This window comes from Mycobacterium sp. IDUB_1 (genome assembly GCF_055419625.1).
Genome location: NZ_JBVAYA010000002.1, coordinates 1 through 26,911, shown reverse-complemented (window position 1 = coordinate 26,911; position 26,911 = coordinate 1). Strand labels below are relative to the sequence as shown.

At 66.9% G+C, this 26,911-nt stretch carries 20 protein-coding genes and 1 pseudogene; 8 read left to right on the top strand and 13 right to left on the bottom strand.

What is annotated here, in order from left to right:
• Positions 1-51 precede the first annotated feature (51 nt).
• Positions 52-861 (top strand): crotonase/enoyl-CoA hydratase family protein, encoded by an 810-nt coding sequence (locus ACZYYX_RS12890; RefSeq protein WP_463814916.1) that lies wholly within the window; start codon positions 52-54, stop codon positions 859-861.
• On the opposite strand, the gene ACZYYX_RS12885 is transcribed toward ACZYYX_RS12890, so the two are convergent.
• The 4 genes from ACZYYX_RS12885 to ACZYYX_RS12870 form a co-directional block, all read right to left on the bottom strand.
• On the bottom strand, positions 824-8,008 hold the full coding sequence (locus tag ACZYYX_RS12885) for a BTAD domain-containing putative transcriptional regulator (protein WP_463815782.1): 7,185 nt from the start codon (positions 8,006-8,008) through the stop codon (positions 824-826). The two genes, ACZYYX_RS12890 and ACZYYX_RS12885, sit on opposite strands and share 38 nt — an antisense overlap.
• Before the next feature lie 151 nt (positions 8,009-8,159).
• Positions 8,160-9,362 (bottom strand): cytochrome P450, encoded by a 1,203-nt coding sequence (locus ACZYYX_RS12880; protein WP_463815781.1) that lies wholly within the window; start codon positions 9,360-9,362, stop codon positions 8,160-8,162.
• A gap of 5 nt (positions 9,363-9,367) precedes the next feature.
• Positions 9,368-10,111 (bottom strand): acetoacetate decarboxylase family protein, encoded by a 744-nt coding sequence (locus ACZYYX_RS12875; RefSeq protein WP_463814915.1) that lies wholly within the window; start codon positions 10,109-10,111, stop codon positions 9,368-9,370.
• A 43-nt stretch (positions 10,112-10,154) separates the two neighbouring features.
• The gene (locus ACZYYX_RS12870; RefSeq protein ID WP_463814914.1) at positions 10,155-11,186 is read right to left on the bottom strand and encodes an LLM class F420-dependent oxidoreductase; all 1,032 of its coding nucleotides are present in this window, start codon (positions 11,184-11,186) and stop codon (positions 10,155-10,157) included.
• Between the two features lie 58 nt (positions 11,187-11,244).
• On the opposite strand from ACZYYX_RS12870, the gene ACZYYX_RS12865 reads away from it, so the two are divergent.
• Genes ACZYYX_RS12865 through ACZYYX_RS12850 form a run of 4 tightly spaced genes read left to right on the top strand, consistent with a single transcriptional unit; the run spans position 11,245 to position 15,370 of the window.
• Positions 11,245-12,237 carry a Zn-ribbon domain-containing OB-fold protein gene (locus ACZYYX_RS12865; RefSeq protein ID WP_463814913.1) on the top strand — a complete coding sequence of 331 codons (993 nt, stop codon included), beginning with the start codon at positions 11,245-11,247 and terminating at the stop codon, positions 12,235-12,237.
• Positions 12,238-12,246: 9 nt separating this feature from the next.
• A complete protein-coding gene (locus ACZYYX_RS12860; protein ID WP_463814912.1) occupies positions 12,247-13,299 on the top strand; it encodes a thiolase domain-containing protein in 1,053 nt (350 codons plus the stop codon).
• Positions 13,300-13,301: 2 nt separating this feature from the next.
• The gene (locus ACZYYX_RS12855; RefSeq protein ID WP_463814911.1) at positions 13,302-14,489 is read left to right on the top strand and encodes a thiolase domain-containing protein; all 1,188 of its coding nucleotides are present in this window, start codon (positions 13,302-13,304) and stop codon (positions 14,487-14,489) included.
• On the top strand, positions 14,489-15,370 hold the full coding sequence (locus tag ACZYYX_RS12850) for a TIGR03619 family F420-dependent LLM class oxidoreductase (protein WP_463815780.1): 882 nt from the start codon (positions 14,489-14,491) through the stop codon (positions 15,368-15,370). The genes ACZYYX_RS12855 and ACZYYX_RS12850 overlap by 1 nt, the downstream gene beginning before the upstream one ends.
• On the opposite strand, the gene ACZYYX_RS12845 is transcribed toward ACZYYX_RS12850, so the two are convergent.
• A complete protein-coding gene (locus ACZYYX_RS12845; protein WP_463814910.1) occupies positions 15,367-15,942 on the bottom strand; it encodes a TetR/AcrR family transcriptional regulator in 576 nt (191 codons plus the stop codon). The two genes, ACZYYX_RS12850 and ACZYYX_RS12845, sit on opposite strands and share 4 nt — an antisense overlap.
• Before the next feature lie 9 nt (positions 15,943-15,951).
• Positions 15,952-17,172 carry an MFS transporter gene (locus ACZYYX_RS12840; RefSeq protein ID WP_463814909.1) on the bottom strand — a complete coding sequence of 407 codons (1,221 nt, stop codon included), beginning with the start codon at positions 17,170-17,172 and terminating at the stop codon, positions 15,952-15,954.
• Between the two features lie 172 nt (positions 17,173-17,344).
• Here ACZYYX_RS12840 and ACZYYX_RS12835 point away from each other — a divergent pair, with 172 nt between their 5' ends.
• Positions 17,345-18,496 carry a Rieske 2Fe-2S domain-containing protein gene (locus tag ACZYYX_RS12835; RefSeq protein ID WP_463814908.1) on the top strand — a complete coding sequence of 384 codons (1,152 nt, stop codon included), beginning with the start codon at positions 17,345-17,347 and terminating at the stop codon, positions 18,494-18,496.
• Positions 18,493-18,948, top strand: a complete 456-nt coding sequence (locus ACZYYX_RS12830) for a hypothetical protein (protein ID WP_463814907.1) — start codon at positions 18,493-18,495, stop codon at positions 18,946-18,948. The genes ACZYYX_RS12835 and ACZYYX_RS12830 overlap by 4 nt, the downstream gene beginning before the upstream one ends.
• Before the next feature lie 202 nt (positions 18,949-19,150).
• Here ACZYYX_RS12830 and ACZYYX_RS12825 read toward each other — a convergent pair whose 3' ends face one another.
• Genes ACZYYX_RS12825 through ACZYYX_RS12815 form a run of 3 tightly spaced genes read right to left on the bottom strand, consistent with a single transcriptional unit; the run spans position 19,151 to position 22,208 of the window.
• On the bottom strand, positions 19,151-20,302 hold the full coding sequence (locus ACZYYX_RS12825; RefSeq protein WP_463814906.1) for a sulfotransferase family protein: 1,152 nt from the start codon (positions 20,300-20,302) through the stop codon (positions 19,151-19,153).
• The gene (locus ACZYYX_RS12820) at positions 20,299-21,078 is read right to left on the bottom strand and encodes an SDR family oxidoreductase (protein ID WP_463814905.1); all 780 of its coding nucleotides are present in this window, start codon (positions 21,076-21,078) and stop codon (positions 20,299-20,301) included. The genes ACZYYX_RS12825 and ACZYYX_RS12820 overlap by 4 nt, the downstream gene beginning before the upstream one ends.
• Positions 21,079-21,080: 2 nt before the next feature.
• A complete protein-coding gene (locus ACZYYX_RS12815; RefSeq protein ID WP_463814904.1) occupies positions 21,081-22,208 on the bottom strand; it encodes a hypothetical protein in 1,128 nt (375 codons plus the stop codon).
• Between the two features lie 76 nt (positions 22,209-22,284).
• Here ACZYYX_RS12815 and ACZYYX_RS12810 point away from each other — a divergent pair, with 76 nt between their 5' ends.
• On the top strand, positions 22,285-23,193 hold the full coding sequence (locus ACZYYX_RS12810) for an IclR family transcriptional regulator (RefSeq protein WP_463814903.1): 909 nt from the start codon (positions 22,285-22,287) through the stop codon (positions 23,191-23,193).
• Here the strand turns inward: ACZYYX_RS12810 and ACZYYX_RS12805 are convergent.
• The 4 genes and pseudogenes from ACZYYX_RS12805 to ACZYYX_RS12790 all read right to left on the bottom strand — a co-directional run.
• Positions 23,183-25,258 (bottom strand): RecQ family ATP-dependent DNA helicase, encoded by a 2,076-nt coding sequence (locus ACZYYX_RS12805; RefSeq protein ID WP_463814902.1) that lies wholly within the window; start codon positions 25,256-25,258, stop codon positions 23,183-23,185. The genes ACZYYX_RS12810 and ACZYYX_RS12805 overlap by 11 nt on opposite strands.
• A gap of 16 nt (positions 25,259-25,274) precedes the next feature.
• Positions 25,275-25,934, bottom strand: a complete 660-nt coding sequence (gene trhA, locus ACZYYX_RS12800; RefSeq protein WP_463814901.1) for a PAQR family membrane homeostasis protein TrhA — start codon at positions 25,932-25,934, stop codon at positions 25,275-25,277.
• Positions 25,935-26,064: 130 nt separating this feature from the next.
• A complete protein-coding gene (locus ACZYYX_RS12795) occupies positions 26,065-26,556 on the bottom strand; it encodes a hemophore-related protein (protein ID WP_463814900.1) in 492 nt (163 codons plus the stop codon).
• A gap of 214 nt (positions 26,557-26,770) precedes the next feature.
• Positions 26,771-26,911: pseudogene (locus ACZYYX_RS12790) on the bottom strand (4-hydroxy-2-oxovalerate aldolase); the annotation flags it as partial.

The following is a 26,911-nucleotide window of genomic DNA, read 5'->3' as shown; positions in this document are numbered from 1 at the left end:
TTACATTTTCAGACAAGTCTGTGGCAACGACGCTGGAAGGCGGCCTGATCTGTGAGTGACGCGCAGAATTCCGAGAAGCAGCCCGACTGCCTTGTTGAGCAGCGCGGACACACGCTGATCGTCACGATGAACCGGCCGCAGGCGCGCAATGCACTCTCCGGGGAAATGCTGGAGATCATGGTCGAGGCCTGGGATCGGGTGGACTCCGATCCGGAGATCCGCACCTGCATCCTGACCGGCGCGGGCGGTTATTTCTGCGCGGGCATGGACCTCAAAGCGGCATCGAAGAAGCCGCCGGGCGACTCGTTCAAGGACGGCAGCTACGACCCGTCGCGCATCGACGGTCTGCTCAAGGGTCGGCGGCTGACCAAGCCGTTGATCGCGGCCGTCGAAGGCCCCGCGATCGCCGGCGGCACCGAGATCCTGCAGGGCACCGATATCCGCATCGCCGGCGAGAGCGCCAAATTCGGCATCTCCGAGGCGAAGTGGAGCCTGTACCCGATGGGTGGTTCCGCGGTGCGCCTGGTGCGCCAGATTCCGTACACGATCGCGTGCGATCTGCTGCTGACCGGCCGCCACATCACCGCCGCCGAGGCTCTGTCGTACGGCTTGATCGGCTATGTCGTGCCCGACGGCGGCGCGCTGGACAAGGCGCTCGAGATCGCCGAGGTGATCAACAACAACGGCCCGCTCGCGGTGCAGGCGATCCTCAAGACCATCCGCGAGACCGAGGGCATGCACGAGGAAGAGGCTTTCAAGCCCGACACCGCCAACGGCATCCCGGTGTTCCTGTCCGAGGACGCCAAAGAGGGCCCTCTGGCATTCAAGGAGAAGCGGGCGCCGAACTTCCAGATGAAGTAGCCGAGCCGCGACTGTGCGGTGTCACCCGCGCCGCGGCAGGCGGATCGGGACCCACACTCGGCGGGTCAGGCTGGCTGGAGTATCTCGCATCGAGCTCCGCGTACGCCGCATCGAGGTCCTCGACGTCGAACATCACTGCGGCCGTCATACGTCCCGCGGCATCGACCTCGGCGATCGTGAACGTATCCGTGTGCGCCTGGCTCGACGCGACTCCCCTCTCTCCGAGGCTGGTCCGTGAGAGTACGAGTCGCTCACCCCTCACGGCGAGGACGGTGAACGTCACGTCAGTGAGACCGACTTCGGTGAAAGCCCGAAGATCCTCCAGCTCGGCGTCGCGCCCTTCCCGGACACCAGCCCCGATCACGCGACGGCGATCGTCCAGGGTGAAGTCGCTGTGGATTCTGTCGGTCATGGCTTCCCAATCACCGCTGGAGAAGCCCTCCACGAATCGCTCAATGGCTCGGCTCGCAAAGTTCTGTACAGCCATCGCGCCTGGCGCGTCCAGCTCGTCGAAATGGGTCAGAGCATCTGCGAGATCCCGCTCGTCGTAGAGCTCGCAGCGGCTGATCGCGTCGCCGTCGAACATCAAGAGCGCGACCTCCCTCCACTCGGCGGCGAACCCGTCCTGCGAGCTACCGCGCTCGTTGTGGGTGAAGACCGCGCCGCGAGCGGTCAGCCGGTGCACGGCCTCGATGCGGGTGCTGATGTCGGGGACGAGATTCCACGACGCACTGACATAGGAGTTCATGTCGCCGGGTGCCGATCCGACGCCCAGTCGATGATCGATGTTGATCCAGTCCGGCGTCGTCGTCGACAACTCATGCCGGTTGAACGCCGCGTATGCCTGGGTGACGAGCCACCAGATGTGCGCATACGGCGCGGCTTCCCCCGCCATGTATCGCGCGTCGAGTTCGACGAGGGCGGAATGCAAGTCCTCGCAGTCGAAAGTGACGCCCCTGGCAAAGAGATTGCCGGAATCTACCTCCACCACGCTCGCGACCTCGAATCCATATGCGTCTGAACGCGCGTCACCCGAGACCCGCTGTCGTACGAGCGCAAGCCGGTCACCGCGGGTTGCGATGACACTGGAGTCGACGTTCGTCACCCCGACGGCTGTCATGGCCTCCATATTGGCCACCACGGCCTCTGGGCCGTTCTGGACTCCACCGTTGACCACTCGACGCCGATCCTCGAGCGTAACGTCGTCAGCCATCAACTCGCGCATCGCGTCCCAGTCGTCTCGACGGAAAGCCGTCACCCAGCGGTCGTAGGTTCGGCTTGCGGAGTTCGCCAATTGCGCAGCTGGACTGATGAGCTCGTCGAAACGCTCGAGCGCAGCGTCGAGCGCATCATCGTCATACATCTCGCAACGGTCCAAGAGGCCGTCGACGACCGTCAGGATGTCGACGATTCGCCACTCGAGACGCAGCCCCTCCTGCGACGAGCTCGTTGCCACATGGGTGATCACTGCGCCAACGTCGTTCAGTCGGTGGACGGATTCTGTGTAGAGCAGATTGCTCTGCGTGTCGTGGAGAGCGACGGCCAGGTAAGCAAGCAAATCGCCCTCGCCGATCTTTGCAGCGGTCCGATGATCTACGTCGACGAAACAGTCTGTCGTCGCGGGGACTTCGCGCTGATTGAGTGCGGTGAACGCATTGGTGATGGTCGAATACGTTCGCGCGAACGGTGCAGCCTCGCCGGCCAGGTATCTCGCATCCAACTCGGCGATCGCGGCATCGAAATCGTCCACGTCGAACATCACCAGCCGCGCGAGCTGGTCTCCGGCGGTCCACTGCGCGACGCCGAACCACTCAGCGTGGAACGTTCCAGACCCTCGATCTGAACCGGACCACGCGACTCGCATGAGCACCAGATTCCCTCCCCTGGTGGCGATTTCATTCCAGTCCACATCGTTGAAACCGACGTCGGCGGCAGCCTTCAGCTCGAGGACCTCGGCATCTCGGCCTGTATGGCTTCCGCCGTTGACCGTTCGTCGACGGTCATCGAGAAAGAAGTCGTCAGCCAGCATCACCCGGACGGATTGCCAATCCCGGGCGAGGAAGCTCTGCCGAAAGCACTCCACCCAGTGGGTTTTCTTAGCGCCGGACTCGCGCGCATCCCGGTCGAGCCGATCGAATCTCTTGACCGCGGTGTCGAGGTCGTCCGCGTCGAACAGTTCGGTACCGGTGATGAGAACGCCATCGAGCGTCAGCAAGTTGACGTCACGCCACTCCGCCTCGAAGCCGTTGTGCGACAACCCCCTCGCGGCGTGCGTCACGACGGCACCTGTGTCGGTCAACCGGTGCACCGCGTCGACGTAGATCCTGGTGTCGGGTGAATCCGCCCACGCTGCCGACAGATACGCCACCATATCGCCCGGAGCGAACCCCGCACCTCGACGGTGGTCGATGCTCACCCAGCCCTCGGAGGTCGGGGCGATCTCGCGCCGGTTGAACGCGGCGTAGGCGTCGGCGACCGCGGACCACGCGTGCGTGAACCGCGCAGCCTCACCCGCCGAGTATCTCGCGTCGAGTTCGGCCATCGCGGCATCGAGGTCCTCGACATCGAACGCGACGAAACCCGTCAACTGAGAAGCCTCAGAGACCTCGACGAGGTGGAGTACGTCGACGGAGAAGGCATCCGGCCGGAGGTCGGGGCCCCAGAAGCGAGCGCGCAGCAGCGCCAGACGATTCCCTCGGGTGGCCAGAACCGTGGAACCTGAGTGCGTCACACCGAGATCGGCGATGACACCAACGTGTGCGAGCGCGGCGTCACGTCCGCCACGACCCGCTCCGACCACGCGACGGCGATCGTCGGCGACGAAACCGTCTGCCATGGTTTTGGCCAGGCCGATCCGGTCGCCTGTGACCATGCACGCGTTGAATTGTTTGTAGCAGTGGATCGCCGCATTCTCCGGAGAGTGCACCGAGCCGCCGAGTTCGGCCAACTGGTTCATGGCCGCATCGAGGTCGCCTGAATCGAAGAACACCTGACGAGCGATTCTCCCTTCACTATCCAAGCCTGCCAGCATCAGGAACTCATCGACCGGTGCGCCCTCATCTGTATCTTCGGCCTCCGCTGACAATCGGATCAAGGCGAACTCGTCACCGCGAACAGCGATGCACGACTGTCGATACCGGGTCAATCCGAGTTCGACGTATCGCTCCATTTCATGCCGCCACCGGTCGAAGGGCAGGCGACTACGGGGGACGCCGACGATCATCCGACGACTCTCGTAATCGATCGACGGCGCGAGGAGCTGCGCCACTTCATGCCACGCTCGACGTCGAACGGCGCCGACCATCTGCCTACCAGCTCGCGCACACGCGTTGCTCGGCTCGTCGCCGGCCACGACAGCTGAGGCAGACGAACCTGCACTCAGCTGTTCCCCGAGGAAGGCGCGCGCCTGATCAACCAGTGCTGCAGCGCCTTTGAGCTGGTAGAGATCGGCGGCCCGCTCCGCCGCGGCCCGAGCGCCCGACGCATCGCCCGCCGCGTCCAGCACCGCCGCCAGTGCCAGGCAGGCATCGCCGTGGTCGACCAGCGCATCCGTGCGCTCGGCGAGAGCGACTGCCTCCTCCGCCACTCGGCGAGCACCCACGGAGTCACCACTGTGAGCCAGCAGCTGCGCACGCACCGTGCGCCACGCGATCGATGCTTTCAGCGCATGGCCCGACAAGCGTTCACTCTCGCCACAGAGCCTGTCGGCGTCGTCGTCCTGCCCAAGGGCAAGACACGCCCGGGCGAGCAACGCCGCCGTCTCGGCCGTGTCCGCGTCCAACCGCATCCGACGAAATCCGAGGTAGGCCATACGCAGATGTCGTTGGGCTGCAATCGCATCGCCGGCAATCAGCTCCGCGATGCCCGCGAACTGCTCGACTTCGAGAACGGCGTGGCGCATGCCCAATTCGTCGAGACTGCGCCGCGCCGAGTCGATCAGTGCCCGAGCGGCGGCGGTCCGACCGCGCAGTGCGTCGAGCACTCCTTGACAGCGGGTCGACGCCGCCTCGACGACGGGCGATCCGGTGGTGATGCGAAGTAGTCGCACGACGTCGAGGCAACGGCCGCCTGCCCGTGGAACCGGGCTCGGGCCCCACAGGGCCGCCAACGGCGCGCCGGCCAAAACCGCGTTGACGCGCCGGTCGTCTCGCGCGCGTCGTGCAGCGGTCAGCGCTCGGTCCAACGCTGCCTCACAATCGCCCACTCTGCCCAACCGCCCCAGACATGTCGCACGCACGGTGTGCGCCTTGGCTTCACCGGCGGCATCGCCCAAACTGGCCAACACGGCGGCAGCGTCCGCGACATCTCCCTCGATCTCGTCGAGTCGCTCGGGCTCGGTCAGCATGGTCAACTGGCTTGCGAAGCATGTTCCCCACGCCCGCAGTCGATCAGAAGCCGAGGCGGTGGAACGTAATTGCGCCACCGCGCCGGCAGCTGATTCCACGTCACCGGCGGCGAGCAGTGCCTCGCACCGCGCGATCAGGAGTTCGGCCTGCTGCTCGACCATATCGGCCGGTTCATCGTCGAGTTCGTCCAGCGCATGTAGCGCCTTGTCGTAGAGGTCTGCAGCGCCTTCGTACGCCAGTCGCGCCATCGCCTGGTCCGCTGCCCGCCGGCAGTACTCGACCGCCTTGAGTGCGTTTCCTGCCCAGGCACATTCGTAGTAGTGGTAGGCGAGCTCGGCCAGAATCTCGTCATCGGCGCTCGTGCGGGCTTCCAGCGCCGAGCCGATCCTCTGATGCAATCGCATGCGTCGCACCGACGGAAGTTCGGCGAGCAGCGACTGCCGCACCAACGCGTGGTTGAAGCGGTAGCGTCCACTCGGTTCCTCGATCAGCAGGCCGGCCCGGGTTGCCTCGTCGAAAGCATCGACGAGATCTCGCTCGATCACGTGCTCGACGAGTTCGACGGCGAAGACACTTCCGACCACGGCTGCCGCGGCGAGCGCCGCGTTGGTCGCCTCCGGTAGCCGAGACAACCGGCGGCTCACGGCTTCTCGCACCCCCTGAGGCAGCGTTCCGGCATCCCAGCGGCCGCCGCTCTCGCCGACGTGACGCAGTGCCTCGATGAGGAAGAAGGGGTTCCCTCCGGTCACCGAGGCCAGAGCCCGGGCCAATTCTGCGTCGTCGTAGCCGGATTCAGCGACGTACGTGGTGACGTCACCCTCGTCGAGTCCATCGAGGGTCAGCCTGTCGGCGTGCCCGTCGCGATGCAGATCGGCGAGCATCGCGGCCAGCGGGTGGGAGCGGTCCAGATCGGTGTTGCGGTACGTGCCGACGATGTGGACACGGGCGTGGTCACCGAAACGGAGCAGATGTCGTAGCAGCAGCAGTGTCGATTTGGCAGCCCAGTGGAGGTCGTCGAGGACCATGACGATCGGTGCATCGCCCGAGGCGACGTTCAACAGGGCGACGACCGCGTCGAACAGTGCGTAGCGCTCGGTGTCCGGGTCCGCGCGCGGTGCTTCCGTGATGCCAGGGAGCATGTCGGCCACACCGGGAACCAACGGAAGCAGAGATTCGACACCGCGTACGGCACGCATGCGTTCGCCACCCAGGTAGGTGACCAGTGCGCGCAGGGCTTCGGCGAAGGGCTGATAGGGAGCACCGAGGTCCTCGTCGCAGCGTCCGTACACGACCACTGCGCCCATGTCATGGGCCTGACGGGACCATTCGCCTGCCAGCCGGGTCTTACCCACGCCGGGTTCGCCGGCGATCAGCGCTGCCCGCACCCCCTCGACCACCGTGGTCTGCCAGACCAACGCTAGCCGTTCGAGCTCCCCGCCCCGGCCGACGAACGGACCGGTTCCCGCGAGGGCGGTAGGTACCGCCGGCCGATCCAGCGGCACGGCGTTCGGGGCGAGGGCTGGGTCTTCGACCCCATGTCGGCACAACTCGAACACGTGCTCCGGCCGGGCGAGATTCTTCAGTGTCCGCATTCCGAGATCGGTCAACACGACGTCGTCACCCAGGGAGTCGATCACGAGTTCCGCGATGGCCCCCGAGCACAGCGTCTGGCCACCGGCGGCCAGCGATCTGAGCCGCGCGGCACGATTGACTGCGCGACCGAAATAGTCGCCGTCGCGGAACTCGGCCTCACCGGTGTGCAGGGCGATGCGGATTCGCATCGGCCGGGCGAGTGTCCATTTCTCCGAAGAGACGGCATCCTGTAAGGCGATCGCGGCCGCCGCGGCCGCCGACGGGCGGTCGAACACCGAGAACGTCGCATCGCCTTCCCCGCGTGTCTTGATCAGTCGCCCCCCGGCGAACGTGACGATCTGCTCGACCATCTCATCGTGGCGCGCCAACGCTGCCGCCATCCCGGGGGCATCCGCTTCCCATGCTGCTGTCGAACCTTCGATGTCGGTCAGGCAGAACGTGATCGCGCGAGTGACGACGGGGAACCGTTGCTCCACAGCTACGTCGAGCGACATGTCTTGGCCGACGATCTTGTTTTCCAGCCTGCGCAGTTCCGGACCCGGTTCGATGCCCAACTCCGCAGCGAGCAGGGTGCGGACACGTTGGAACGCCGCGAGCGCCTCCCCCTGCCGACCGGCGCGGTAGAGAGCGAGCATAAGTTGGCCCCAGCGACGCTCACGCAATGGCGCATCGGCGATGGCGGCTTCGAGCTCACCGATGAGCTCCGCCGCGCGGCCACTGGCGAGTTGAGCATCGGCGCGGTCCTCGACGAGCGCGGCGTGCCCCTCGATCCACCGCACCCGCTCCGCGTTGCCACGTCGCCCCTCGGGCAGTTCAGGTGCACCTCGCCACAACGCCAGTGCTTCGTCGAAGGATGCAGCCGCGGCTCCGACGTCACCGGCGGCCATGGCGTCGCGCCCACGCCGGACAGCCCTCTCGTAGACAAGCGCGTCGACCTCGATCGAACGGAGTGCCCACCCCTCACCCCGCGTCAGCACGATCCCATCGCCCAATGCTCGCCGCAGCGCAGATACGTGGGTCTGCAGTGCTTTGGCGGCAGTACGGGGCGGGTCCGGGCCCCAGAGCAGCTCCATGAGTGTCTCGGCCGGAACAACGGCGCCGCCGTACAACCCCAGCATCGCGAGCACGGCGCGGGGTTTGGCACCAGGAATCGGGACCGGTAGGCCGAACTGCCGGACCTGTAGAGGGCCGAGAACTCCCAGCTCCACCGGAGAAAGCGTACTCACACACCCACCCTGACGGGCGGGATTCAGCGCCTGGTCAAGATTGGGTAAAGGCCGTCGTGCCGCGAGTGTGCGGTGTCATTCGCGACGCGCCGCGGCAGGCGGATGGCGATGCACACTCGGCACGCGCTGGCTCCTAGTCGAGCACCTTCGCCGTCGGCGTGAACACGACCGGCATCGACTCCAGGCCGCTGACGAAGTTCGCCGGCCGCAGCGGCAGCATGCCCTCGTCGGCCAGCCGCAGATCCGGTAGCCGGGTCAGCACCTTGGTCATCATGATCTTCAGCTCGAGGCGCGCCAGCTGGTTGCCCAGGCAGAAGTGCGTGCCGAAGCCGAAAGCCAAGTGGCTGTTCGGGTTCCGGTCGATCCGGAAGTTCTGCGGATCGCCGAACACCGACTCGTCGAAGTTGGCCGACTCGAACATCAGCATGATCTTCTCGCCGGCCGTCATCGACGTGCCGTGGAACTCGGTGTCCGCGGTCAGCGTCCGGCACATGTTCTTGACCGGGGACGTCCAGCGCAGCGTCTCCTCGATCGCACCCGGCAGCAGTTCCAGATCGGCACAGAGCCGCTGCCACTGATCCTGGTGCCGCAGCAGCTGTTCGGTGCCGCCGGACAACGTGTGCCGGGTGGTCTCGTCACCGCCGATGAGGATCAACAGCGTCTCGAAGACGATCTCGTCGTCGCTCATCTTCTGACCCTCGACCTCGGCGTTGACGAGCACCGAGAACAGGTCGTCGGTCGGGTTCGCGCGACGGTCGGCGATCACCTCCATCGTGAAGGCGGTATACGCGGCAAACGTCTCCATGAGCTTCTGGATCGTCTGCTCGTCGACCGTGGAGGACAGCCCGCACACCAGATCGTCGGACCACTCGAGCAGCTTGTCGCGCTCCTGCGGCAGCACTCCCAGCATGTCGCCGATGACGGCCATCGGCAGCGGAGCGGCGATGTCGCGGACGAAGTCGGCCTCTCCGCGCTCACACACCGCGTCGATCAGGGCGTCGCAGAGCCGCTCGATCGAGGGCACCTTGTCCATCACGCGCTTGCGGGTGAAGCCGGAATTGACGAGTTTGCGCCGCAGTATGTGCGCCGGGTCGTCCATGTCGATCATGTACGGCATGCCCGGCTGGTCGGGCCGGATTCCGCCTGTGCTGGAGAACAATTCGGGGTTGCGCTCCGCGTCCAGCACCGCCTGATACGTCGCCGCCGCGGCCAACCCGTTGCGGTCGCGGAACACAGGCTGGTTGGCCCGCATCCACGCGTACGCCTCTCGCGCGGCACGACCGTCGGCGTAGAAGTTGCCGTCGGCGAGGTCGACGTCGGGCTTGGCGGGGGCGATGGCAGTCACACGATCTCCTTGGCGTCGGCAAAGGTCATGTCCACGTTGGCAGCAGAACTGGAGACCAGGGCGCGTTTCGGCAACCCCAGTGCCGCGAGTTCGGCGGCATACGGGTGGGTGCCCAATCGGACGGTGACGCCTCCGGGCCGGTACCGCACCCCTGTCATCCGCATCTCCCCCGGCGTCTCCCGGATGACGCCGTCGGCGTAGGAGTACGTCGAATGCACCTGCGGACGCGCGGTGAACCGCTCGGGCACCGGCAGGCCCGGCGAGAAGTCCATCGAGATCACATGCGCCCCGTCGATGGTGACGTCGAATCCGTAGCGCCGGCCGTCGCGAGCCTCGGCCCAATTGTCCGCTCCGCGAACGGTGAAGTCTGCCATCACCTTCGGATAGCCCCAGATCGTGCGGCCCGCCTCCAGCGTGAACGACTGGTCGACGGGCAGGTGGTGTACGAACGCGCCCGCCGACTGCAGCGCAGCCAGGCCCTCGGCGTTCGAGCCCGGCGGGTTCACCATCACGTTGGTGCCGTACTCCCAGTACTGCCCGAGATCGGTGTCCTCGTAGCGCATCAGCATCAGCACGACCATCGCCCGGTTGCCCAGGAAGCGGCACACCCGCAGCCCGCTGTAGTCGATCATCCGCTGCGCAGCATCGGCGTCGACGACGAACATGGCGGTGTGCTGATGGGCGGTGCGCACGCGCACCGGCATGCTCAGCACTGTGCCCTGGATGGTGTGTTGGCTCACACCGCCAATCTAGAACGTGTTCTAGACAGTCAGCAAGATCTGTCTACACCAGCGCGGCGAGATCGCGGATCTGCTCGGCCGACCGGGCGCCGACGACCATCATCGTCACCCCTGCGGCCTCCCAGGCCTTGATCTGCTCCTGCACGTAGGCCAGATCCCCGACGATCGCGGAGTCGTCGACCAATTCGTCCGGAATGATCTTCGCCGCCTCGTCTTTCCGATCACTGCGGAACAGCTTCGTGACGTCGTCGACGACCTCTGCATAGCCCATGCGGCGGTACACGTCGGCGTGGAAGTTGGTGTCTTCGGCTCCCATACCGCCCATGTAGAGCGCCAGGTGCGGCTTCATCAGCTCCATGATCGCGGGCCGGTCATCGGTGACGACGACCTGCGCGGTCGCGCAGATCTCGAAGGTCTCCCGGGTGCGGCGCGCACCGGGCCGGGCGAAGCCCTCGTCGAGCCACTCGTTGTACATCGTGGCGATGCGCGGCGAGTAGAAGATCGGCAGCCACCCGTCGCAGATCTCGGCGGCCAGGGCGACGTTCTTGGGCCCTTCGGCGCCCAGCATGACGGGGATGTCGGCGCGCAGCGGATGGGTGATCGGCTTGAGATTCTTACCCAACCCGGTGGTGCCCTCACCGGTCAGCGGTAGCGGATAGTGCGGGCCGTCGCTGTGCACCGGGGCCTCGCGCGCCCAGACCTGGCGCAGGATGTCGACGTACTCGCGGGTGCGGGCCAGCGGCTTGGGGAACTTGGCGCCGTACCAGCCCTCGACGACCTGCGGGCCCGACACTCCCAGCCCGAGGATGTGTCTGCCGCCCGAGAGGTGGTCGAGCGTCAAGGCCGCCATCGCACACGCGGTCGGCGTGCGGGCCGACAGCTGAATGACCGAGGTGCCCAGCCGCATCCGGCTGGTCTCACGCCCCCACCACGCCAGCGGTGTGTACGCGTCGGAGCCCCACGCCTCGGCGGTGAACACCGTGTCGAAGCCGGCCTCCTCGGCAGCGGCCACGAGTTCTGCATGGTTCTCCGGGGGCTTCGCGCCCCAGTATCCGAGCTGCAATCCCAACTTCATGCGGTCGCCTCCACACCCGTCCTTGAAACCATTCTTAGAACCTGTTCTACTCGATGCCGTGACCACCAGCCAAAGCAGTCCGGTGCAGATCGATCCCCATGAGCCGCCGCTCTCGGCGCCGCTGAGGCTCTCATTCGACTACACCCGTTCAGTGGGACCACTCCTCGGCGAGTTCTTCACCGCTCTGCGCGAGCGACGCGTTGTCGGGGTGCGTGGCTCCGACGGTCGAGTCCACGTTCCGCCCGCTGAGTATGACCCTGTCACCTCCGAGCCCCTGACCGAGGTCGTCCCGGTGTCGAGCGTCGGCACGGTGCTGTCGTGGACGTGGCAGGCCCACCCGCTGGAGGGCCAACCGCTGGACCGACCGTTCGCGTGGGCGCTGATCCGCCTCGACGGCGCTGACACCGCTCTGCTGCACGCCGTCGCCGCCGACGGTCCCGACGCCGTCACCACCGGCGCCCGCGTGCACGTGCACTGGGCCGAAGAAACCGCCGGCGCTATCACCGATATCGCGTACTTCGAGCTCGGCGAGGAGGCGGAGGAGACGCCCGCCCCTGCCGAGGGGCTCGACCCGGTGACGATGGTGATCTCGCCGTCGTCGATCGAGATCCAGCACACCGCTTCGTTTCCCGAGAGCACGTTCCTGCGCGCACTCGAGCAGGGCACCCTGCTGGGAGCTCGTTCCGGCGATGACGGGAAGGTGTACTTCCCACCCAAGGAAGCGAATCCGGCTACCGGTCGACCGCTCGACCAGTTCGTCGAGCTGTCGGACAAGGGCACCGTCACGACGTTCGCGATCATCAACATTCCGTTCGCGGGGCAGCGCATCAAGCCTCCGTACGTCGCCGCCTACGTGCTGCTCGACGGGGCGGACATCCCGGTGCTGCATCTGGTGTCGGACATCGAGGCCGACAAGGTGCGGATGGGCATGCGCGTCGAAGCGGTGTGGAAGCCGCGCGATCAGTGGGGCCTCGGTATCGACAACATCGAGTACTTCCGGCCGACCGGCGAACCCGACGCCGACTACGACTCCTACAAGCATCACCTCTAAGGACACGCAATGACTGACGTAGCAGTGGTCGGGTTCGCGCACGCCCCGCACGTGCGCCGCACCGACGGCACCACCAACGGCGTCGAGATGTTGATGCCGTGTTTCGCCGAGATCTACGACGAGCTCGGCATCACGAAGTCCGACATCGGGTTCTGGTGCTCCGGATCATCGGATTACCTTGCCGGGCGCGCCTTCTCGTTCATCTCCGCGATCGACTCCATCGGCGCGGTGCCGCCCATCAACGAGTCACACGTCGAGATGGACGCAGCCTGGGCGCTGTATGAGGCCTACATCAAGATCCTCACCGGGCAGGTGGAGACGGCGCTGGTGTACGGCTTCGGCAAGTCCAGCGCGGGCACGCTGCGCCGGGTTCTGGCCCTGCAAACCGACCCGTACACCGTCGCTCCGCTCTGGCCGGACTCGGTCAGCATCGCCGGCCTGCAGGCCCGCCTCGGGCTGGACTCGAAGAAGTGGACTGCCGAGCAGATGGCCGAGGTCGCACTCGTTGCCCAAGCGGCGGGCCGGGTGGATCGGCTGCAGTCCGGCAGCAGCGTCGACGAGCTGCTCTCCCAGCCGTATTTCGCAGAACCGTTGCGGCGCCACGACATCGCTCCGATCACCGACGGTGCGTCGGCGATCGTCCTGGCCGCCGGCGACCGGGCTCGTGAGCTGCGTGAGCGGCCCGCCTGGATCACCGGTATCGAGCATCGCATCGAGACCCCGGTGCTGGGCGCCCGCGATCTGACCACGTCGCCGTCCACGGCGGCGTCGGCGCAGGCGGCCACCGGTGGGGACACCTCATCGATCGAGATCGCCGAGATCTATGCCCCGTTCAGCCATCAGCACCTGATCCTCAAAGAAGCCATCGGGCTGGGTGACTCGACGCGGATCAACCCGACCGGTGGTGCCCTAGCCGCCAACCCGATGTTCTCTGCCGGGCTGGAGCGGATCGGCGAGGCAGCCCGCCACATCTTCGCCGGTGAGGCCTCCCGGGTGCTGGCACACGCGACGAGTGGGCCTGCGCTGCAACAGAATCTGGTCGCCGTCCTGGAGGGGAAATAGCCATGGCCAAACATCTCGCGGCCGTCCTGGGGACGGGGCAGACCAAGTACGTGGCCAAGCGCACCGACGTGTCGATGAACGGATTGGTGCGCGAGGCCATCGACCGCGCGCTGGCCGATGCCGGGGTGACGTTCGCCGACATCGATGCTGTCGTGGTCGGCAAGGCGCCGGACTTCTTCGAGGGCGTCATGATGCCCGAGCTGTTCATGGTCGACGCCACGGGTGCGACGAACAAGCCGCTGATCCGAGTGCACACGGCGGGTTCTGTGGGCGGCTCGACGGCGATCGTGGCGGCGAGCCTTGTCCAGTCGGGCAAGTACCGGCGGGTGCTGACGATGGCGTGGGAGAAGCAGTCGGAGTCCAATGCCATGTGGGCGCTGAGCATTCCGGTGCCGTTCACCAAGCCCGTCGGCGCGGGAGCGGGCGGGTACTTCGCCCCGCACGTGCGTGCCTACATCCGCCGCTCGGGTGCACCGACACACATCGGCGCGATGGTCGCGGTCAAGGACCGACTCAACGCGGTCAAGAATCCGCTGGCGCATCTGCACCAGCCCGACATCACGCTGGAGAAGGTGATGTCCTCCCCGATGCTGTGGGATCCGATCCGCTACGACGAGACGTGCCCGTCGTCGGACGGGGCGGCCGCGATGGTGATCGGTGACGAGGCGAGCGCGGATGCCCGTGTCGCCGAGGGACATCCGGTGGCGTGGGTGCACGCCACCGCGTTGCGCACCGAGCCGCTGGCCTACGCCGGCCGTGATCAGGTCAATCCGCAGGCCAGCCGCGACGCGGCGGCGGCGCTGTGGAAGGCCGCCGGAATCACCAGCCCGATCGACGAGATCGACGTGGCCGAGGTGTACGTGCCGTTCTCCTGGTACGAGCCGATGTGGCTGGAGAGCCTGGGCTTCGCCCCCGAGGGCGAGGGCTGGAAGCTGACCGAGGCCGGCGAAACAGCCATCGGCGGGCGCATCCCGTTCAACCCGTCCGGCGGGGTGCTGTCGTCCAATCCGATCGGCGCGTCCGGCATGATCCGGTTCGCCGAGTCCGCCATCCAGGTGATGGGCAAGGGCGAAGACCACCAGGTCCCCGGCGCCCGCAAGGCTCTGGGACACGCGTACGGCGGTGGGGCGCAGTACTACTCGATGTGGGTGGTCTCCAGTGACAAACCCGCGGACAAGCCCGGCGCATGATGAAGTACACCTGCAGTGTGGCGATGGGGCCCATCGACCAGCTGATCGAGATCGCCCGCACTGCTGAAGAGGTCGGCTTCGACGCGATCGCGCTGCCCGATTCGCTGTTCTACATGGAGAAGCAGGCGGCGGACTATCCGTACACACCCGACGGTTCGCGGATGTGGGACGAGAACACCCCGTGGGTGGACCCGCTGATCGCCGCCGGCGCGATGGGTGCTGTCACGTCGACGCTGCGGTTCTACACCAACGTGATGAAGTTGGGTTCGCGCAATCCGCTGCTGCTGGCCCGTCAGGTCGGCTCGGTGGCGAATCTCACCGGCAACCGGTTCGGATTCGGCGTCGGAATCGGCTGGGCACCTGAGGAATTCGAATGGTGCGGAGTACCCTATGCCAAGCGCGGCAAGCGCGTCGACGAGATGATCGACGTCATCAAGCTGGTGCTGGGCGGCGGCATGGTCGAGTTCCATGGCGACTTCTACGATTTCGACCGGCTGCAGATGAGCCCCGCACCCAGTGAGCCGGTGCCGTTCTACGTCGGAGGCCACACCGACGTCGCGCTCAAACGTGCGGCTCGGGTCGGGGACGGCTGGACCAGCGCGATGATGACAGGCGCTCAACTCGCCGAGACCATCGGCACAATCGAAGCGCTGCGGGCCGAATACGGCCGCGCGGAGGGATCTTTCGAGTACCAGGCGGTCTGCATCGACAAGTTCGGCGTGGACGGGCACCGAGAGCTCGCCGAGGCCGGCGTCACCGACAATATCGTGATCCCCTGGGTGTTCGACGGATTGAATTTCGACGCCCCGATCGAGCAGAAGAAGGATTCACTGAAGCGCTTCGCCGACACCTATATCCACTCGGGGTGGCAGGACCGCTAGGAGCAGCCCGCCCACACCGCGTCGACCAGCGCGCGCACCCCGCGCTCGGACAGCGGCGGCATCCCCAACACCAACCGGTAGTAGGGCGGTGACACCAGCGCGTCGACCACCACCTCGATGTGGGTGTCTGCGGAAATCTCGCCGGCCGCCACTGCGTCGGTCAGCGCAGTGACCACGGCGCCGCGCCGCGGTTCGATCCACTGGGCCAGCAGGGCCGCCTGGATCGCGGGATCGGAGGCAGCCGCTGCGATCACGTTGCGCAGCAGGGCGCCGACGCCGGGGTCGGCCAGGATCGCGTTGAGCGCGCTGACGTGGTGGATGAGCGCCTCGACCGTGGTGCTGCCGGGCGGCCGCACGATCGACTCCCGCACGGATTCCAGCAGGCCTTCGAGAACGATCGCTGCAGCCGACGGCCACCACTTGTAGATCGTGGTTCGGCTGACCTCCGCACGACGGGCGATGGCGTCGATGGTCGCCGCGCCCGGGCCGCCCTCGGCAGCCAGTTCCGCTGCGGCAGTGAGGATGGCGCCACGCGCCGCCTCGCTGCGTGGACGTCCCCGGCGGGTGGCCATGGGTCAACCCTAGGGCTGCCGGACCCCGCTCATCATCACAGTGCCGATCTTCACGACGACCAGGCAACCGCCAGCCAGCACCGCACCCGCGCCGAACATCGCGGGGTAGGGCACTCCGACCCCATTGAGCAGTGACAGCACCGCGGGCACGCCGAAGCCCAGATAGCTCAGGCTGTAGAACACCGCCGTCAGGCCTGCAAGATCATCGGGGCCGGCGAGCCGTTGGATCTGCTGAAGGCCGGCCAGCAGCGCCATGCCATAGCCCGCACCCAGCACCGCCGCCGCGATCAGCGCCGTCGTCACGGTCAGCGCGGCGGCCGCCCAGGCCGCGCACAGCATGCCCGCGACCAACAGCAACAGCGCAGTCACCACACCGCGCGGACCGTCGGCGCCCAATGCGCGACCGGCCTGCTGCACGCCGAAACCGACACCGAGCGCGACGACGCACAGCAGTGCGGAGAACGCGATCGGCGCCTGCGCCACGTGCTCCGTCAGCAGCGCGGGCAGCACCGCGTACGCCGAACCCGCCGCCCCGAAGACCCAGGGAGCGACGGGCACCACAACGTAGAGGAAGCGCCGACGAGACGCGACCGGGATCGCCAGGTCCGCCCACCACGGCCCGACCGCATCGTGACGTTCGCGAGTCTCGGGCGCAACAGCCAGGACAGCTGCCGCGGCCAGCGCCAGGGCGGCGTTGCACGCATAGGAGAGCACCGTCGGCGCCGGCCCCCACTGCGCGAGCACGCCCGCCGCTGCCGCACCCAGCCCGAAACCCGCCGTCAGACTCATCGCCGCGCGCCGCGCCCCCGCGGTGCCGTCCCCGTAGGGCGGCGCGGACAGTTCCTTGAGCCAGCTGCCGCCCACGGCCATCGCCAGCCCGAGCGCAAGACCGCTGAACACGCGGCCGACGGCCAGGACGACGGCGGAGTCGGCGCCGACCGCCAGGATCAGCGAGCCCGCGGCGGCGAGCAGGGGTGCGGGGATCATCAGCGGGCGACGACCGAAGCGGTCCGAGAGCGGCCCGCCGACCAGCAGAGCCGGGACGATACCGAGCACGTAGGCGAACAGCAGCAGGTCGAGGGTCAGGCCCGAGAAGCCCTCCCCCGAGCGGTACATGACCAGCAGAGGGGTGAACTCGTTGCCGCCCCACGCGATCGCGAAGGTCGCGGCAGCGACGGCCAGCCAGCGCCGAGTTCCAGCGATTGGCGGGGCCTGATAAATAGTGGACACCGTGTGCACTATATCTGGCATGGTGCTGTCACGGCCACCGGGGTACCCGGGCTCGACGGCGGATTCAGGGTGAGATGCGCAACGTTTTCCGCTGGTGAGAGTCGACCGATTGCGCGACAGCGGCGAAAAACTGTAACGTGTTCTAATTCGAGCAAGATTGGGGAGGGCCCAGGTGAGCACCGACACGGCGGGAACCGCGAGCATTCGCGAGATCGACACCGGCACGCTGCCCGACCGCTTTGCGCGCGGCTGGCACTGCCTGGGGCCGGTGAAGGACTACCTCGACGGGAAGCCGCACGGCATCGAGATCTTCGGCACCATGCTGGTGGTCTTCGCCGACTCAGCGGGCGAGGTGAAGATCCTCGACGGCTACTGCCGCCACATGGGCGGGAACCTGTCCCAGGGCACGATCAAGGGCGACACCGTCGCCTGCCCGTTCCACGACTGGCGCTGGGGCGGTGACGGCAAGTGCAAGCTCGTGCCCTACGCCAAACGCACGCCGCGCCTGGCGCGCACTCGCGCCTGGCACACCGACGTCCGCGGCGGCCTGCTGTTCGTGTGGCACGACCACGAGGGCAACCCGCCGCAGGAAGAAGTGCGCATCCCCGAGATCACTGAGTGGGCCAGCGGTGAGTGGACCGACTGGAAGTGGAACTCGATGCTCATCGAGGGCAGCAACTGCCGCGAGATCATCGACAACGTCACCGACATGGCGCATTTCTTCTACATCCACTTCGGTCTGCCGACGTACTTCAAGAACGTCTTCGAGGGCCATATCGCGTCGCAGTATCTGCACAACGTGGGCCGGCCAGACATCAACGACATGGGCACCGCATACGGGGAGGCCAAGCTCGACTCCGAGGCCAGCTACTTCGGCCCGTCGTTCATGATCAACTGGCTGCACAACACCTACGGCGATTTCAAGGCCGAGTCGATCCTGATCAACTGCCACTATCCGGTGTCCCAGGACTCGTTCATGCTGCAGTGGGGCGTCATCGTCGAGAAGCCGAAAGGGTTGGACGACAAGACAACCGAGAAGCTGGCCGACGCGTTCACCGACGGGGTCAGTAAAGGCTTCCTGCAGGATGTGGAGATCTGGAAACACAAGACCCGCATCGACAATCCGCTGCTGGTCGAAGAAGACGGCGCGGTGTACCAGATGCGCCGGTGGTATCAGCAGTTCTACGTCGACGTCGCTGATGTGACGCCGGAGATGACAGACCGCTTCGAGATCGAGGTCGACACCACGGCTGCGGTGCAGAAGTGGAACGTCGAGGTCGAGGAGAACCTGAAGGCAAGGGACGCCGAGAAGCAGTCGACATGAGCGACACACCGGATGTGGACCGTCTCGCCAAGTCGATGCTGCTGTTGCACGGCCATGACGACGAGGATCACGAGCACGGTCATCCGGGGCAGGGCACCAACCGACATTGGGGTAAGGCACCGGATTTCGCGTCGGACCCTGAACGTGCCGCGGCGGTGCGTGCGAGCAGTCAGGCCGATCGCGAGCGCTACCTGAATTCAGGGCTGGCCTCGGTCGACTGCCGTTTCTGCCATGTCGCGGTGCGCGTCAAGAAGCTCGGGCCGGCGCACACGTCGGTGCAGTGGACGGCCGAGGCGACGCAGCGGTGCGCCCATTTCGCCGAGATCCGCAGTGCCGGCGGCGATCCAGCGCGCGAGCGAGCGTGCCCGCGACTGGCCGACAGCATCCGCCACGCCGTGGCCGAGGGGTGCCTCGAGGAATACTCGAGCGCCCCCTCCCCCGGCGACGGCTGACCCCGGCCTCTTCTCCCGCCCAAACCGACGTTTGGGCGGGTTTGTGCGAGTGGTTCTCGCCATTTCGTCGATCTCGGCATACGACCAACCGCTAACGGCGCCTGGGCGGGCCTGATGCCTGGGCGTCGCGTGCCCGTACCGAACACGACGAAATGGCGTGTTTCACTCGAACGACTGCGCCCAAACGTTGGTTTGGGCGCAGTTACAGGCCGGCGAAGTGGGCTTTGACCTGCTCTTCGGTCAGGCCGTAGTCAGCCAGTGAATACGTGTGCTTGGGAGCGCGCGGCCCCTGCTGGCTCTTCTCGTGCGTGTGCGCCACCGCCTGGCGTGCGTCGTCGGTGAACTCGATACCGAACGCCCGGTAGATGTCCTCCACGACCGCCACCGGATCCTTGATCAGGGCGAAGTAGTCGAGATCGTAGAACTGCGCCGGATCGTGCCTGGCCCGCTCGGCGCTGAACAACCGCAACCCGCGAGACCATGTCTCCAGCGAGTCCTCGCCGATGACCCTGCCGTGGAAGCTGTTCGACCACCCCTCGGTGGTGTGCTGCGCCAGCGAGCACATCGACGCCATGATCGTCTCCGCCGGCCGGTGACATTGGATCACCAGCGCGTCGGGATAGGTCGCGAACAGCGCATCCAACGCGAACAGATGGCTGGGATTCTTGAGTACCCAACGCTTCCCGACTTCGTTGAGCCCGATCAGCTGGAGGTTCTTGCGGTGCCGCTGGTACGGCTTCGTCCAGTCCTGCCGCGCCAGCCACTGCGAGTAGGTCGGCAGATGAGCCAGCGTCTCGTAACTCACCGAATGCAGAGACTGGCGTAGCAGCTGCCAGCACTCCTCCACCTCGTCGGCGGTCATGTAGTGCAGGCCGGTGTAGTCCGGATTCTCCGCGTGCGCCTTGGCGAACTGTGCATCCAGCTGTTGGAAGACCGGGTTCTGCGACCAGGTGTCGCGCGGCGGCCGGGGCTGCGGGAACTCGGCGAGCCACAGCTCCAGACCCTGATGACGAGGATCGGCGGCCAGTAACCGATGCACGACCGTGGTACCCGTACGGGGCAGTCCTGTGACGAAGATCGGCCGTTCGATCGGTACGTCGGCGTGCTCGGGGTACTGCGCAAAGGCCGCCTCCGACACCAGCCGGGCCACCAGTGCGTTGCGCACGAAGAACCGCTGCATCTTGCTGCCGAACTCGGTCAGGTCGGCGTCGCGCTGATAGGACTCGAGCAGGACGGCCAGAGCTTCGCGGTAATTGTCGTCGTCGCTGCCGAAATCATCGAGCCCGCAGGCCTTCACCGCCGAGGCATGCAGGTCCTCGACGGTGCCAACGTTGGTCCGGGAGGAAGAAGTCACGCCTTGTACTCCCCGCAGTTGACGTCCAGCGCCTGGCCGGTGATCCCACTGGACAGGTCGCTGGCCATGAACAGGATCGCCGAGGCCACCTCGTCTTCGGTGGGCAGCCGCTTGAGGTCGGAGTTCACCGCGGCGGCCTTGTAGATCTCATCGACCGTCGTGCCGTACTTGCCGGCCTGGTGCTCGAAGTAACCCTGCAGCGTTCCGCCCCAGATATAGCCCGGCAGAACAGAATTCACACGAATTCCCTGCTCGCCGAGTTCACTCGCCAGCGACTGCGACATGGCCAGCAGCGCTGACTTGGCCATCTTGTAGGCGCCCTGCTTGGGATCGGAGTGCCGCACCACCATCGAGTTCACGTTCACCACCGAACCGTTGGCCTCGGCCAGCGCCGGCGTCAGCCCCTGGATCAGCCGGAGCGCGCCGAGGACGGTGAGCTCGAACGTCTCCCGGATGTGGTCGAAGCTGGTCTTGCCCAACGGTTTCATCGACGGCACCTTGAACGCGTTGTTGATCAGCACGTCCACCCGACCAAAGGATTCGAGTGACTTCTCGACCAGGTTGGTGACCTGCGACTCGTCGGTGATGTCGGTGCCCACCGAGACCGCTCGTCTACCGATGCCCTCGATCTCCGCGGCGACGCCCTCGAGCCGCTCGACGGTGCGCGCTGCCAACACCAAGTCGGCGCCCTCCTGGGCACATCGACGCGCGAGCGTGGTGCCCAACGCCGGGCCGACGCCGCTGATGAGGACGACCTTGTTTTCGAGCATGCCCATCGTCAACCCACCATCCTGTAGCCGATCTGCTCCTGGCGCAGGGCGATTCGCGCCCGCCAGTCATCGGAAGAGATCACGTTGTCCCTGTGGTACGGCAGCGCGTCGGCGACGTCGTCGACGCCCATCACGGCCACTGTGGGACCGTCGGCCTCGGTCATCTGCCGTGACACCCGCTGCCACCGGAATTGCAGGTAACCCTTGCGGTGGCCGAGTGTTTCGACCCAGTTGGTCACCCCGGGGTTCGCATCGGAGACCACGATGCGGATGAAGCCGTCCGGATCCACCTGCGCCTGAGTGCCGTTCAACGAGGTCTGGTGATTGATGTAGTCCAGCGAGATGTACCAGAGGCTGCCCAGCTGGAAGCCCATGTAGGGCGCATCCGAGACCGGCACGGTGATCACCATGGCTTGGTCTGGGCCCAGGTCGAAGTGACCCACAGACGAGTACTGGGTGGCCAACCCGCCCGGGGTGAGCCGCGGCGGGACCATCGTGTTGACCGGCAGCGTGTCGTAGAACCACTGCGGGAACTGCAGCCAGGTCTTGACCCGCTGCACGAGTTGCTTGCCCGCGACCGCGAACCGTTTCTCGATCAGCTCGGGAGTCAGCGGCGGCGGCGCGGTTCCCGCGGTGTCGGTGCGCGCGATCGCCAACGTGCCGCGCTGTGCGGACCAGTCGTTGTAGACCTCGCGAATCACCAACTGCGCGGGCGACTTCGGGACCACGCGCCACTCGAAGGTACCGTCGGGCGCGATGTCGAGTTCGCGATCGTCGAACGCCGTCTCACTGTCGGGGACGTTGTCGTCGGTGTACTCGCCTCCGAGCATCTGGAAGCTGAGATCGGTTGTCGTGCCACGACGCCCGGTCACGACGTACTCACGGCCCGGCACCACGCGGGTTCCGAAGTACAGAGTGTCGGGGTTGTCGAGGCCCATCTTGGTGAACGGCCCGGTCCCGCTGTGCAGGAAGGGATGGTCCCGGTCGTAGTCGAACGCCACTTGCGTGCATGCCGCCACACATCCGGCGAAGTACTGCAGACCTTCGAGGAGGTCGGCTTCGGATTCGATGAACGGGGCGGCGACGACGAGCGCCTCGGCCTCGGCGATGGCGTCGATCAACGGCTGCGCGTGCACGACCCTGAAACTAGAACGCGTTCTAGCAGGAGTCAATATATCGACCGCAGCGTTCCATATATGTACCGTGCAGCATGTGGCCCCCACCCCTCGCCGCGTGTCGCCGCCGACCGACCGAGTCGTCGCGATCCTCGATTTCCTCGGTGCGCACCCGACGGAACGCTTCGGTGTCTCGGAACTGGCGCGGCGCCTCGGTCTGAGCAAGCCGACCTGCCTGGGCATCACGACCTCGCTCGCCGAGGCCGGCTATCTGGTGCGCGACGACACCGACAAGACCTACCGGCTGGGACCGTCGTTGATCACGCTCGGCCACCGGGCTCAGGAGGCGATGCGGGTCAGCCCGGCCGCACGCGACGAGCTGCGCCGCCTGTCGACGGGGTTCGGGGTCACCGCCGCGCTGTCGGCGGTGGTCGACGATCGGATCACCGTGCTCGACCTGGTCAGCCCGCCCGGCGCGCACCCGGGCGTCGAGGTGGGACAGAGCTATCCGTTCGCCCCGCCGGTCGGACTGATGTTCGTGCTGTGGGACGACCTCGCGGCGCAGGCCTGGTTGGCCAAGGAGCCGACGATCCCGCTGCGCACCGACACCCAGCGGCTGCACCGGGTGATCACCGCGTGCCGCGCGGACGGCTACCTGGTGGAACGACAAACCCCGGCGGGCCGGCGCTTGTACGCATTGATGGCCGGCATGTCCGCGACGCTGCCCGGCGAGTTGCGCGCCCTGCTCGGCGAACTGGTCTCCGACATCGGCGAGCGTGTGTCATTGCGAGAGGACAGGCGCGCGGGCCGTCACGACATCAGCGTGATCTCCGCCCCCGTGTTCGACCAGCATCAGCGTCAGGCCATGGTGGCCTCGATGCACATCGGTACGGCGTTGAGCGAGCGCGAGATCGGCGAACGGGCACGGGCAGTCGTGGCCGCCGCAGACGCGGTCACCGGCCAGCTCGGGGGGGTCCGACCCGGCCGCCTGCTGGTCACGACGTAGCGGCCAGCGCGAACGGCAGCACGTCGGAAGCGCCGGCCGCCCGTACGACGCGCGCGGCCATCGTCATCGTCCACCCGGTGTCCGTGCGGTCGTCGACGAGCAGCACCGGACTCTCGGGCAGCGCGTCGGGCTCCGACCATGCGCCGTACAGCGCCGCGACCCGGTACGCCGAGTTGGCCGCGCTGACCGGTCGATGATCGGGCGCGTAGCGCAGAGTGCCGAGGTCGGTGACCCGCCCCAGCTCGGCCAGCCGAACGCGCAGCGACGAGATCAGCAGCGGGTGCGTGGCCGAGTCGAGCGCCATCACTGCTGTCGGGCGTACCTTCCAGTCCCACGCCGCGAGCACCTTCACCGCCGCGCCCACCACGTCGTCGGGCACCTGGGCGTCCGGGCCGTCGAGCAGCGTACGAAGCCGTGCGCCCCACCCCAGATCCGTGAGCCGCCCGACCACGCGACCGGACGACGGCCCGTCGGTGATGCGGCCCGACAGCTCGATGCCCAGTTTGGCGAGCCCGGTCGGCCACTGCTTACGCGGCGCCAACTCGACCCCGGGCCGCATCAGCGCGGCGCGGGTCTGCTCGGCATCTGCGGCAGCGACATCGCCGCTGACGCGATCACCGGTGCAGTTGTCACAGCGGCCGCAGCGTTCGTCAGGGTTCAGCGTCGGATCGTCGAGCTGGCCGCGCAGAAACGCCATCCGGCAGCCCTGCGTCACCTGGTAGTCGAGCATGGCCTGCTGTTCGCGGCGGCGCGCCTCGTCGAGCGTCCGATAACGCTGCTCGTCGTACTCCCAGGGCACCCCGGTGCCGATCCAGCCACCTTTGACCCTGCGGACCGCGCCGTCGACGTCGAGGACCTTGAGCACCATCTCCAGCCGGGAACGGTTGAGGTCGACGAGCGGCTCCAGCGCCGCCGTCGACAGCGGACGCTGTCCATCCAGCTCGCGAATCACCTTGCGCACCAATTGTTCCGGCGGGAAGGCCAGCGATCCGAAGTACCGCCAGATATCGGCGTCCTCGTGGCCGGGCAACAGGATCACCTCGGCACGCTCGGTCGCACGTCCAGCGCGGCCAACCTGCTGGTAGTACGCGATCGGCGATGACGGCGCACCGAGGTGGACCACGAACCCCAGATCGGGCTTGTCGAACCCCATCCCCAACGCCGACGTGGCGATCAGCGCCTTGACGCGGTTTCCCAGCAGATCCGCTTCGAGCTGCTCCCGCTCGGCCGCCTCGGTGGAGCCCGTATAGGCCGCGACCGGATAGCCGCGCTCACGCAGCAGGGCGGCGACGTCGTGCGCCTGGGCGACGGTCAGCGTGTAGACGATGCCGGACCCGGGCAGCTCACCGAGGTGAGCGGCCAGCCAGGCCGCGCGCTGAGCGGGGTTGCCCGCGGTGACGACCGACAGGCGTAGTGACTCCCGGTCCAGACCGCCGCGCAGCACGAGCGTGTCGCGACCGCCGACGCCCAGCTGAGCGGCCACGTCGGCGACCACCCGGTCGTTCGCGGTGGCGGTCGTGGCGAGCACGGGAACGTCGCTGCCGAGGTCGGCGAGAAGAGTGCGGATGCGGCGGTAGTCGGGGCGGAAGTCGTGGCCCCAGTCCGAGACGCAGTGCGCCTCGTCCACGACGACGAGGCCCGCGTCGCGCGCGAGCTCCGGCAGCACCGCGTCGCGAAATTCGGGATTGTTCAACCGCTCCGGACTGACGAGCAGGACATCGAGATCGCCGTCGCGAACCCTTGCCTGAATACCGTCCCAGTCGGTCATGTTGCTCGAGTTGATGGTCGCGGCCCGCACCCCCGCCTTCTCCGCGGACGCCACCTGGTTGCGCATCAACGCCAGCAGGGGCGAGACGATGACCGTGGCACCGTGGCCGCTACGACGGAGCAGGGTGGCCGCGATGAAATAGACCGCCGACTTGCCCCAGCCGGTGCGCTGCACCACCAACGCCCGGCGCCGGTGCACCACCAGCGCCTCGATCGCCGTCCACTGGTCGTCACGCAGGCGCGCGCCCGGCCCGGCCAACTGCTCGAGGATCGCTTGCGCGTCGTTTCGGGTCACCATGGCCCCCATCGTGCCGTCAGCCGACGACAAGCCAGATAGCGGCGAAGTGGCACGCGGCCGCGGCGGCGGTGAAGGCGTGGAAGAACTCGTGATGGCCGAACGTCCTCGGCCACGGATTGGGCCATCGGAGCCCGTACAGCACGGCGCCGATGTTGTAGAGCACGCCTCCGGCGATCAGCAGCGCCACCACCACAGCGCCCGCGCCGTCGAGCAGTGTCCCGGCGAACCAGATCCCGACGTACCCGAGCATCAGATAGGGCGGCACCCCGACCCAGCGCGGCGCTGACGGCCAGCACAGCTTCAGGACGACACCCACTGCCGCCCCACTCCAGACGATCACCAGCACTTGCGCACCGATGTCGGGCGGCATCGCGAGCAACGCGAACGGCGTGTAGCTAGCGGCGATGAACACGAAGATCACCGAATGGTCGAGACGCATCATCCACTTCTCCGCAGGCAGTGATGCCCACGCCACCCGGTGGTATGTCGCACTGATGGTGAACATCGCCACGACGGCGCAGACGTACACCGCAGCCGACCAGAACACCTGAGGTGACGTCGCGATGGCGGCCGACTGCAGCAGGGCGAAGCCGCCGGCGGCGGCGAGCACTGCGCAAACGACGTGAATCCAGCCTCGGACGCGGGGAATGTCGGCGGTCGATAGGCCGTCGGTCAAGAAGACTCCGATGTCGCGAGCGGGCCGAACTTGCCGGGACGGACCGCACCGGCGCAGCCAGAGCGTAGCTTCCACACAGAAATTCACCGTGCCCACACGACGTGGACACGGTGAACATCTGAGAGAGCGGTCAGGTGGTCGGCATCTCCGGGGCTGCCGGCACTGCCGCCTCGCCCTCAGGCGCCGGCATCACGGGTACCTCAGGTGACTGCTCGGAGGCGCTCCACACCGCCTGAGCCACCGGCGTCGGCGCCAGCTTCACACCGCAGCGGTCAGAGAGCGCACTCACCGGCTCGTGAATCGCCTTGAGCTGGTCCTCGACCTGCGGGTTCTCCGCGAAGTAGGCCATGTACGCCTGGCTGACCTGCGGCTGCGGCTCGGCCGCGATCTTCGTCAGCGCCTCGTTGGCCTGCGGGTTCGCCGTCAGGAAAGCGCCCTCTGATGCGGCTGCGGTGCTGACCGTGCCGGCCACGGTGCTGGCCGTGCAGTCCTGGTCCTGTGCGGGCCCGGGCGCGGGCTGCGCATTGGCCACTGGGGCGATGATCGCCGCCGATCCGAAGGCGAGCAGGCCGCCGGCGAACATGCCGAACAGTCCACGGCGAACGGTGTTAGCGGTAGTCACGAAAAATCACTCCTTTGGGTCTGCGATCAAACAGTCGCACCCCCACTGCTAGCCGATCGCTCCCGATGCCAAACACCCCGCACCGTCGCCCAACTCACAACCCGCACCGTCCGCGCAGGTCAGATGGCCGGCAGAAAATCCCAAAAAAGTCAGTCCCGCGGCGTCGAGTGCACGGTGTCTGGTGTTCGCGTGGCAGAGTGTGCATTCGGCCGGGCTATGGGGACGCGGCGTCCATTTCGCGTTTGATTTCCAGGGCGATGTCGATCAGTTGGTCTTCTTGGCCGCCGATCAGCTTGCGCTGCCCGGCACGGTGCAGCAGCTGGTGCGCAGGCACCCCGTAGCGCTCGGACTGACG

What these genes read in the sequence shown, in the direction of transcription:
- ACZYYX_RS12870 (WP_463814914.1), bottom strand. Translation starts at nt 11,186, where the DNA reads ATGAAGTTGGGATTGCAGCTCGGATACTGGGGCGCGAAGCCCCCGGAG.
- ACZYYX_RS12860 (WP_463814912.1), top strand. Translation starts at nt 12,247, where the DNA reads ATGACTGACGTAGCAGTGGTCGGGTTCGCGCACGCCCCGCACGTGCGC.
- ACZYYX_RS12855 (WP_463814911.1), top strand. Translation starts at nt 13,302, where the DNA reads ATGGCCAAACATCTCGCGGCCGTCCTGGGGACGGGGCAGACCAAGTAC.
- ACZYYX_RS12850 (WP_463815780.1), top strand. Translation starts at nt 14,489, where the DNA reads ATGAAGTACACCTGCAGTGTGGCGATGGGGCCCATCGACCAGCTGATC.
- ACZYYX_RS12845 (WP_463814910.1), bottom strand. Translation starts at nt 15,942, where the DNA reads ATGGCCACCCGCCGGGGACGTCCACGCAGCGAGGCGGCGCGTGGCGCC.
- ACZYYX_RS12830 (WP_463814907.1), top strand. Translation starts at nt 18,493, where the DNA reads ATGAGCGACACACCGGATGTGGACCGTCTCGCCAAGTCGATGCTGCTG.
- ACZYYX_RS12820 (WP_463814905.1), bottom strand. Translation starts at nt 21,078, where the DNA reads ATGGGCATGCTCGAAAACAAGGTCGTCCTCATCAGCGGCGTCGGCCCG.
- ACZYYX_RS12805 (WP_463814902.1), bottom strand. Translation starts at nt 25,258, where the DNA reads ATGGTGACCCGAAACGACGCGCAAGCGATCCTCGAGCAGTTGGCCGGG.